Source organism: Lelliottia sp. RWM.1, assembly GCF_016859735.1.
Taxonomy (GTDB): domain Bacteria; phylum Pseudomonadota; class Gammaproteobacteria; order Enterobacterales; family Enterobacteriaceae; genus Enterobacter.
The window spans coordinates 1-7,409 of the sequence record NZ_WLVC01000078.1 but is presented as its reverse complement, the minus strand read 5'-3'; the positions used below and the strand labels follow the sequence as shown (position 1 = coordinate 7,409).

Here is a 7,409-nt window from a genome sequence, read left to right as displayed (position 1 = left end):
ACAATCGCACTTCACAAACTCATGTGGTTACGCGAGTTTCGGTAATGCGAAGGTCGTAGGTTCGACTCCTATTATCGGCACCAATTTAATCAATAAGTTACATGAAAAATTTCATCAGCTCACACCTTTGATTTTTTCAATGTAACTGCTGATGTAAGTGAATTTACTCAACAAAAATCAACGTTATCTTGCAGCCAGCATTCCGGGATAGTGTCGGGCGATAATGTCATTCAGTTTATCGACCAGGTCTGGTCGATTAAAGATGATGTGTGCAGTTCCTTTTTGAAAATATTTGATCGAAAACATCTTATCTTCGTAATGAGTACTGTGCCTGTTCTCACGGATGTGATCGTCAAGACGACGGATAACATCCGCACGACTGTCAGGGATGGATTGTCCCTCGAGGATCGTGAGCATTCGTTCAAGATCCGCCAGCCTGTCACGTTGCCAGCCCCAGTTCAGGTTATAGCCCCATTTATCGTATTTAACTAAATTGCTGATAATAATCTTCTTACCGAAACTACATGGGTTATTGGTTTTATAGTCCCAACTTAATCCTTTGAAAACGTTAATAATTCCACGCTCAAAACATCCATTTTGTTCAGATGTAACTGCTCAAAGGTACTGAGGACATTCGCCTCGCTAATGGTGGGAAGGTCGCATTCCTCCAGATTCTGGCGCCACTGCTCACGAGCCTCCGCATCCATTAATGCCATCATGCCAGACTTCAACATCAAATCACGCCAGATATTACGGTCGATATTACGCGTTATCGCAGGTAGCGCTTTATCTGTATTTTCAATCAGCCAACTGTCGTAGCGGTGTCCTGATTTCATCGCCCAGTCTTGCGCTGTACCACCACCAATTTCAGATGTTAGCCGTGAAATGCTGTCAAGTTGCTGGATTAGTTGCTCGATCTGTTTTAGTGCGGCATCACGGCCTGTCACTATGCGTTCAATACTGGTCGAGCAAATCAGCTCGCTTTGATCGGTTAATACTTCAGCTTCAGTTTGCATGATATTTGGTCCGTAAAAAGCAAATGCGCCCGCCAGGTAATGGAAGGCGCATTATGCAATATGTAAACAAGGGGGAAAGATCAGAAATATAAATCGGGAAGGTTGTACGCAATATTCAGCGTACTGCATTGTTAAGGTTTTGCCGCAACAAGCCAGTTGCCTGCCGTGCTCGCAGAATATCAACGGCCCGAAGATAAGGTGATTGTTCCTGCCAACTAAATCCCTTCCTGTCGATACGAACAAGCTCGTACTTATCCACCAGAAAGTTAACGGCATCAGCCAGCTTGATCCCGGCATTAATGTGATTCTGAATAACGGTTTCATCACTAAAAGGAGTATCGTTCAGGGTAAGACCATAGTGTTGTTCCAGCAGGCGTGTCAGTAGCATTTGCCAGACAGCCACAGGTGACAGGCAGGGTTTTACCGCCCGCGAAGTTGCTGCAAGTTGAGGTTTCATGTTTGCTCTCGTGAAATTAGTTAGCGCAGAGTGGGGTAAACGACGAGGTATACGTAGCCGCAACTACCAAGGGTATCGGCTTCGCAGGTAAAACCGTTGTGGTACAGGGTGACGCAGTGGGCATGGTGAGAATTCATTTCACCAGTGGTCAGCATCGATTCCATCTGACTGATAAAATGTGGAAATGCCACATCAAGCTTAAGACATTCGGCGTCACTGAACTTGCCGGTGATACTGGTCCGGTCAGCCAGATAATGCAGCCGGTTCCCCTCCTGCACCAGACGGGCTCCCAGGCGCGGCGTGATATCCCGCTGCAGGCCCCATGTGATGTTGCCCATTTATAACCTCCTTTATTGTCAGTTCAGGGTAATACTCATCAGGCAGGCATACGGTCCGTTACGGTCCTGGCGGCGTTCGGCATATACCGCCAGGACTCCTGTGGTATCCGGAACATCCCTGCCGGTGTAATGACAGACGCTACCGTGCCACTGATATTTTCCGGTGCAGTAGCGAAAGATTCGGGAGGCCGGATGCTGGCGGTATATCGTCATTGCCCAGCGCTTACTGATAATTTTCATGTAATTCCTCACAGCAGACCGTGTTCTGCGAACGAATAGATTTGCCTACCGCCGACAATCAGATGGTCAGGTACGCGGATATCCACCATCTGAAGTATTTGTACCAGCCGCTGCGTAAGGGCTTTATCGGCTTGGCTGGGTGTCGTCTCGCCGGAAGGATGGTTATGCGCCAGTATCACCGCCGCCGCATTGAAATACAGGGCGCGCTTAACGACCTCCCGGGGATGCACGTCGGTGCGGTTAATCGTGCCGCTAAAGAGCGTCTCATGGGCAATAAGCTGATTCTGGTTGTCCAGATACAACACTCTGAACTCTTCCCGCTCAAGCGCGGCCATATGCAGTCGCAGCCATTCACGGACGGCGTGGGTGGAGGTGAAGGCCACGCCGGGCTCATGCAGATGCCGGTCCAGAACCCTGAGTGCCCGCTGGATGAGACGCCGGTCCTGTGGCGTTATCTCGCCGGGTAAAAAGGAAAGCTGTTTCATTCGTTGCTCCTCCGGTCAGTCAATGATACGCAAAATGGCGTGGGCTTCAGGATGCTGCAGGGCATAGTCCCGCAGGCGGTAATAGTGCGCGGTCACTGCGTCACACTCTGTACGGCAAGCATGGTGGCTGTATTCAATCAGGCAGACCGCGATACCTGAGGCTTCTGCACTCATTTGAGCACCATTGCCGTTCATGTTGTTGAACAGATGCCATTTATCGTCACTGTCAGCATCAGGGGCCATAAACGCGCCGCCATTGCTGAGGTTATAAAAGGACCAGATACCACCGCTGTAATCCGCACAGAAGCGGCCCATCCAGGCGAAAATACGGGGTTCCATCGTTATCCACTGCGGGATAGCGCCAAAGTGCTGCGGCCAGAAATCGAGACGCTGTTCGTCGGGAACCTGCGTTACTGTGAGTTTGAAATCGGATTCGTTAGCGGGTACGAGGTCGTACTGTGTCGCTGTTGTCATGGAAATGTCTCCGTCAATAAAAGATGCCAGCGGCGATGGCTGACGTGTGGGGTAATAAAGGATGGTGCGGGGGATGGTTGTCGGGAATGAGGTTTTTCAGCCGGTGAGTAACAACCTGCGGATGCCATAGCGCCGGATATATGGGTTGAGTCCTTCACCGGCATCCGGTTCAAAGTTCCATGCCCGCCAGACCATGTCACCATCATGGTCGCGCACAACCAGACGAAAATGCGTGTTCTGGTCATCTTCGATGGTGACGTTGTGGTACAGACAGATAATGGCTTCGGCCTGCTGCCGGGTAAAAGAACTAGGTGGTAGTAACGGGGATTCAGGCATGCTGAAAACCTTAAAAAGTAAAAAGCCCTGTTGCACATGTGCAACAGGGCTGGTCGAATGACTAATGTGAAAAGCCGTCAGGGTTGATCGAGACAATCCTGCCAGGTGATATCTTTCAGCGCGTCGTGAAGACCACGGGCACTGAACGGTTTCGATTCCCCTGACTGAAAGGCGGTGAAAGCCACTTTGTCTTTTGCTCCTGTTTGCTTCAGTGCTTCAAAAGCCACCTGAGCAGGAACGGCCTCGCCCGGAAGCAGTGTTTCATTCTCAAGCGAGTATTTTTCATCGTTAATCAGAAGATACACTTCGCTCATTCCTTCATCAGAGGTGGCGCGGTAATCCTCCTTCGGGAGCAGCCAGGCCACAACCATCTTTTTATTGCTGCAACTGATGGTCAGCTTCTCTCCGGTCTGATTGTCGCTGCTGAGTGCAAACTCCATACCGCCCGTATTGCCGTACCATTCACCCCACTGTTGTTCGGTCACTGTTGCATGAGTGAAGGCAGGGGCCAGAAGAGACAGCAGGACAGGTAAACAGGGTTTAATTTTCATACTGTTATCCTTTTCAGTTCATTAGTGCTGGTTCAGTTTTTCTTTATACGCTTCTATCTGTGCCTTTAGTTGTGCCAGCGCAGCCGGTGCTATATCAGCGTCAACACGGATAAAATCCTCCTGAATCACGCTGAACTTCACCGGGAGCTTAAATTTGCTCGCACCTGGCCCGCGCAGAATGGCTGTTCCCGTTTGAGTGTTATCACTGACCGGCTGTGCATTCTCAATCATCAGGCACGACACATCTTCATGAATGGAATCCCATACTTTTTGACCAATGGCCCTGCAGGCGGCTGAGTGATATTGAGTAAGATTCAGATGTGCCATTTTCGCTTTGTCGAACTCGCTCTCTTTCTGTGGGTGGGCTTTATAATAATCGAGCTTTTTCTGTAACTGCTCTTCCCGGCGCTTTTGCGCCTGCTGCTGATTGAGCTTATCAATTTCATCCGTGTCCGGACGTGCCGTAATGACACCGTCACTGAGGGTCATGCGGACCGGGTAGATATTGCCATTACTCAGGTTAGCAACCGCCAGATAACGGCCTTCAGATAAGGTTCTGGTGATATCGACTGAAACACAGGACTCCCGCGAATTGAGGTTCTCAAGCATATCGTTTACTGCCAGACAGCCTGATGCTTTGACCGTACTCTCCGGTGATGCAGCAAAGCTGGAGCCCGCAATCATTGCCAGCAGAGGTAATAATTTAATCAGTTTCATTTTTTTCCTTACTGAAATCAGATGAATAGTTTTTGTGAATACATAAATGCCCCGGATAATACCCACCAGTACATCAGTGGGCAGTGTCAGGGCAAGGAGTCGGCTGAATCCCCCGATTTTTGACGATACTGGTGATAACAGCATCGGACTCCTCTTTGCTGCCAGGTGGATAAAAAACTGCACTATTCCGGCCTGTTATCAGCCGGAACGAACGCAAGCAGTGACTGCTGAATAAATCGAAAATGGGGTAAGGCCTGAATGAATACCGGGTCTTCAGCCAGACTACATAAACTATCGTTACGCCGGAAAGACTCCTGCAGGGGTTGAACAAGATGAATTTCATCCAGCGTGAACACGGCAATATGTCCGTTATGCTCGGCAATCAGATACCAGGTCTGCTGATGGATGAGTAACCGGCACGGAGCCAGTCGCTCACAGCGCTGCCCGTCAGCAAGCAGCGTGACTTTTCTTCGGTCAGTAATTGCCTGAACCAGTCGCCAGAATGACAGAGGCTCTGACGGTGAGGATGCCGGACTGGCAGGCGGTATAACGCAGGGAACTTCATCACACATCAACAACGCATTCACCAGTCGGCGGTCAAGGCCCGGAAAAAGCCCGGCCAGCCCGCTGCGGTGGGCAAAGATAAGCACATCCGGTACCATCTGCATCTCACTGCCAGCGGTGCGCAGACGGCAATAACCGGACTGATACTCAAGGTCCAGGTACATAAGACGTTCACGAAAATCACGCCGTAGCGTACGGACTGACACGCCAAACTCAGCGGCCAGTTTGCGCACACTCAACGTTTCACCCGCCACCAGGCGGCTGATTATCAGTGATAGCCTGACAGCCAGCCGGTCATGGCGGCGTTCTGCCTGTGTCATGAGAGGTTCTCCGGGAAAGTTAACTGACTGAAAATGATGTGATTACTTTAAAGAGGGGCACGGTCAGGGTATGGACACCACAGTAACTATTTTTCATTTCTGCAAATGTCAGTTGTGGCGGGGGTTACAGACCATCCCCGGGGGAGTGAGGACCGCCAGCACGTCGCGACGCGGACAGGTGATGTCCGATATTAACAACGTGGTAACATGAAGCGGCTACTGCAGCTGCGTGAGCATGGCTTCCGCCATCACCCACAGTGCCCGGTTAAGCTTCACATCCCCATCAATGCCGCGTACCGCACGGGTATGCGACCGTCCGCCTTTGGCATTACGGCCACTGAGCCCACCTTTAATCAGGTTTTCCTGAATCCGCTGATAGATAGTCCACAGGTCGTTGCTTTCGTCCTGCCAGCGGCGCGGGGAGAGTATCTGCGATTCAGTAACAGGCTGGTGGTCCTCACCAAAGCGATACGTCAGCGCGGCTTTCGCCAGTGCCTGCTGCGCAGGTGGTGGTAACAGCAACGACTGCATGGCATCCCGCTTTTCTTCCACACGGTCAAAAATCCCCAGCACTTCATACGCTCCCTCAATCACCTGACTCACCACATCCCCCTTGTGTGGCACCCTTACCTCGCCAAATGACTTACCGCAGACGAGCCCATTCGCACAGACGGCACGAAACAACCCCGGCAGCATCTGGTATGAACTGGTGCCGTCATGTGAATTAAGCAGGATAATTTCCGGCACCTGCTTACTGGTAATCTGCCTCTCCCGACGCAGGCGCAGCATATGCTTCGTATGCTCACGACGACCGGGGTCACGTACTCGTGTCTGACAGGCAAAGAATGGCTGGAAACCTTCCCGCTGCAGGCTGTCCAGCAGGGAGATGGTGGGAATATAGGTGTAGCGTTCACTGCGGGACTCGTGTTTGTCCTCGCTGAATACGCTGGGCACCACGCGAAACAGCTCTTCGCGGGTTAACGGACGGTCACGACGGATAAGATTTGCAGCGCCAAAGCGCGAAGCCAGACGGGTCATAAGCAGACTCCTCATAACGGGAAAACAAATAAAAGAGAGCCCTGTCGCATGAAGGCGACAGGGCTCGGAAAACTACTGGCAGGATTAAATATTCAGAAGAAGAAGTTCCAGACGGTACGGGCAACCGACACTACGGTATCGCGCACTGCGCGTATGACTGCCCGCACCGGAGCCGGTATCAACGGCAGGGCACTTACCGTATCCAGCGCCGTGCCGACCGTTTCACCAAAATCGTCACGCGCTTTTTTCTGGACTGTCGGTGTGCGAAAGGAGGGCTTCAGTTGCGACACCACCGGGCTGCTGGCCTCACGCGGCAGGCACTTAATCATCCGCTCGGCCATCACCCGCAGTCCCCACTTAGCCCGAATTGAAATGGCACATACCGGATGTACAGGTTGGAACAGCTCATGCAGCAGACAGATTTTGCGGCCGATATTTTGTTTCTGCTCTGTAGACAGCTTTTCACCACCGCAGGTGGGTTCAACCTTGTCCGACTGGCTAATAACAAATAGCACCTTATGCCGGTATGACTCACCAATTACCTGATGATAAAAATGCTCATCCACCGCCAGCGCCCGATCATCGGCCTTGATCAGCCACAATACCAGGTCAAGTCGGGGAAGTTGCTGACGGTAAAGTGCAGCGTATTCAGCATCGCGTGAACTACTTTCCCCCACACCGGGCAGGTCCACCAATGTCATATAGTGCTCTCCCACCTGCAGGCGAAAACGCAGCGGATTACGGGTGCAGGCCGCTACGTCGCTGACCGGTGAGACTTCTCCGGTGAACAAGGCATTGTGAATCGCCACGGGTTTAACAGACACCTCAGAGTCATTTAAGATGACTTAAAGAGAGGTGCCCATGAGCGGTAAG

General features: G+C 51.5%; 10 protein-coding genes and 2 pseudogenes. All 12 read right to left on the bottom strand.

Going from position 1 to position 7,409, the window contains the following annotated elements; genetic code table 11:
* Positions 1–183 precede the first annotated feature (183 nt).
* A pseudogene (locus GF617_RS25860) lies at positions 184–1,016 on the bottom strand (DUF4942 domain-containing protein).
* 115 nt (positions 1,017–1,131) lie between these two features.
* Positions 1,132–1,473: a TA system toxin CbtA family protein gene (locus GF617_RS25855; protein ID WP_203452738.1), complete on the bottom strand. Its 342-nt coding sequence runs from the start codon at positions 1,471–1,473 to the stop codon at positions 1,132–1,134.
* A 20-nt stretch (positions 1,474–1,493) separates the two neighbouring features.
* On the bottom strand, positions 1,494–1,811 hold the full coding sequence (locus GF617_RS25850) for a type IV toxin-antitoxin system YeeU family antitoxin (RefSeq protein WP_203452737.1): 318 nt from the start codon (positions 1,809–1,811) through the stop codon (positions 1,494–1,496).
* Positions 1,812–1,829: 18 nt separating this feature from the next.
* Entirely contained in the window at positions 1,830–2,051 is a 222-nt protein-coding gene (locus tag GF617_RS25845; RefSeq protein WP_203452736.1) for a DUF987 domain-containing protein, read from the bottom strand.
* An 8-nt stretch (positions 2,052–2,059) separates the two neighbouring features.
* Positions 2,060–2,536 (bottom strand): RadC family protein, encoded by a 477-nt coding sequence (locus GF617_RS25840; RefSeq protein WP_203452735.1) that lies wholly within the window; start codon positions 2,534–2,536, stop codon positions 2,060–2,062.
* 15 nt (positions 2,537–2,551) lie between these two features.
* Complete coding sequence (locus GF617_RS25835; protein WP_203452734.1) at positions 2,552–3,010, bottom strand: antirestriction protein; 459 nt, start codon at positions 3,008–3,010, stop codon at positions 2,552–2,554.
* Positions 3,011–3,106: 96 nt separating this feature from the next.
* Positions 3,107–3,346: a DUF905 domain-containing protein gene (locus tag GF617_RS25830; RefSeq protein ID WP_203452733.1), complete on the bottom strand. Its 240-nt coding sequence runs from the start codon at positions 3,344–3,346 to the stop codon at positions 3,107–3,109.
* A gap of 77 nt (positions 3,347–3,423) precedes the next feature.
* Positions 3,424–3,897 carry a hypothetical protein gene (locus tag GF617_RS25825; RefSeq protein WP_203452732.1) on the bottom strand — a complete coding sequence of 158 codons (474 nt, stop codon included), beginning with the start codon at positions 3,895–3,897 and terminating at the stop codon, positions 3,424–3,426.
* A 21-nt stretch (positions 3,898–3,918) separates the two neighbouring features.
* The gene (locus GF617_RS25820; RefSeq protein ID WP_203452731.1) at positions 3,919–4,614 is read right to left on the bottom strand and encodes a hypothetical protein; all 696 of its coding nucleotides are present in this window, start codon (positions 4,612–4,614) and stop codon (positions 3,919–3,921) included.
* 182 nt (positions 4,615–4,796) lie between these two features.
* A complete protein-coding gene (locus tag GF617_RS25815) occupies positions 4,797–5,498 on the bottom strand; it encodes a WYL domain-containing protein (RefSeq protein WP_203452730.1) in 702 nt (233 codons plus the stop codon).
* Between the two features lie 216 nt (positions 5,499–5,714).
* The gene (locus tag GF617_RS25810; protein ID WP_203452729.1) at positions 5,715–6,536 is read right to left on the bottom strand and encodes a DUF932 domain-containing protein; all 822 of its coding nucleotides are present in this window, start codon (positions 6,534–6,536) and stop codon (positions 5,715–5,717) included.
* 92 nt (positions 6,537–6,628) lie between these two features.
* A pseudogene (locus GF617_RS25805) lies at positions 6,629–7,333 on the bottom strand (GTPase family protein); the annotation flags it as partial.
* Positions 7,334–7,409 lie beyond the last annotated feature (76 nt).